This is a genomic window from Streptomyces sp. NPDC005195 (assembly GCF_040608315.1).
GTDB lineage: Bacteria > Actinomycetota > Actinomycetes > Streptomycetales > Streptomycetaceae > Streptomyces > Streptomyces kaempferi.
Map to the genome: position 1 here is coordinate 1 of NZ_JBEXHZ010000288.1, position 1,866 is coordinate 1,866.

Here is a 1,866-nt window from a genome sequence, read left to right on the forward strand (position 1 = left end):
GGCCGCCGCCGCCGCGTCGGCCGTCAGCAGCGCCCGCTCGTAGAACTCGCCGGCCGTCGTGAGCTGCCGCCGCTGCCAGGCCAGGTCGCCCAGCGACCGCAGCAGCCGGGCCTCGGCGGCGAGGTCCTCCCGCTGGCGTGCCGCCTCCAGCGCCAGGGCGTGACAGGTCTCCCAGGTGTCCCAGGCCGCCCGGGCCTCCAGGAAGCCGGTCATGGCGTCGGCGAGTTCCACCGTCTGCGCCCACAACCCGGCCGCGTGACACCGGCGTACGACGTCCACCAGCCCGTCCTGCCGCCGGCTGAACAGCTCCAGCGGATGTGTCCCGCACCTTTCGGCGTGGCCGTCTGCCTCGCGCAGCTGCCCGGTGAACTCCTGCGCCAGTCTGGCGGTGGCCGCCCGCGCCTCCGCGGCCGGGCTCTCCGAGGCCAGGCACTCCAGGGCCAGCAGCCGCCACAGCGGATGCATCCGGTGGTGCGTGCCGTGCTCCGGGCCGCCCGCCACCCGGCGCAGCAGCTGGGCCCTGACCAGAGAGTTCAGCAGCTCACCGGTCTTGGCCACGTCCTCCCCGAGGACCGCGGCGGCCGTGCGGGTGTCGAAGGGGCCCACGGGCACGAGCCCCAGCAGACGGAAGGCGCGCCGCAGCACCGGCTCCGTCTCCTCGTAACAGGAGCGCAGCCGGTCGTGGAAGCCCGGCGCCGCGGCGCTCAGTTCCGCCAGCCGCCGCTGTTCCCCGCGCAGCCGGGCGGCCAGCATCTCCGGGCCCCAGTTGGGGCGGGAGGCCAGCCGCGCCGCCGCCGCCCGCAGCGCCAGCGGCAGTCCCTCGCACAGTGCGGCGATCTCACGGACCGGTGTCTCGCCGCCGTGCTGCGGGATCAGGCGGCCGGCCGCCGCGGTGAACAGCCGGCGGGCCTCGTCCTGGGGGAGCACGTCCAGTTCCAGCACCCGGTCGGTCAGTCCCTCCGGCATACGCCGGCACGTGATCAGCGCGGTGCTGCCCGCCGTGGCCGGCAGCAACGTCCGTATGCGTTCGGGGGATTCGGCGCCGTCCAGGATCAGCAGGATCCGCCGGTCCTCGGTCAGCCGGTCCAGGACGCGGCGCAGCCCGGTCACGTCGGTGGGCAGCGGTCCGTCGACCCCGAGCCGCTGCAGCAGCCGGGTCAGCAGGTCCGCCGGGCCGGCCTGCGGCGGACCGCCCAGTTCGAGGAAGACCCGGCCGTCGGGGAAGAGGTCGCCCAGCTCGTGGCCGGCGGCGACGGCGAGCGCGGTCTTGCCGATACCGGCCGCCCCGGCGACCGCCGCACAGCCGCCGGCCGGGATGTCGCGCAACAGGGCGCCCAGCCGGTCCAGTTCGTCGGACCGGCCGACGAACACCGGGTCGCGCGGGGGCAGCCGGTCCGGTGTCCGGCCGGGCAGCAGGACCTGCCCCGGACGGCCCGTGTCCGGTGTTGCCTCGGGTCCGGTGTCCTGCGGTGCGCTCTCCTCGGACGTCCGGGGGAGCGGGGCCGGATGCAGCAGTTCCGTGTCGCCCGACAGGATCCGCTGGTGGAGCAGCTGGAGCGGCTGCCCCGGTTCGATGGCCAGTTCCGCGACGAGGGTCTGGCGCAGCTGCGCGAAGATCCGTAACGCCTCCGCCTGCCGCCCGGCCCGGTACAGGGCCGTCATCAGCAGCATGTGGAACTCCTCGCGCATCGGCATCTCGGCCACGGCGGAGTGGAGTTCACCGATCAGCCGCTGATGGTGACCGAGCCTCAGCTCGGCACGCATGCGCTGCTCCAGAGCGGCGGCCCGGACCTCGGCCAGCCGCACCGCGGTCCGGGCCAGCAGCGCGCCGTGCGGGGTGTCGGAGGCCAGCGGGGCACGCCACAG

The 1,866-nt window shown here is 75.5% G+C and carries 1 protein-coding gene; it reads right to left on the reverse strand.

The features are described from left to right. On the reverse strand, positions 1-1,866 hold a 1,866-nt coding region (locus tag ABZV34_RS39025; protein WP_356287907.1), incomplete at both ends, for an AfsR/SARP family transcriptional regulator.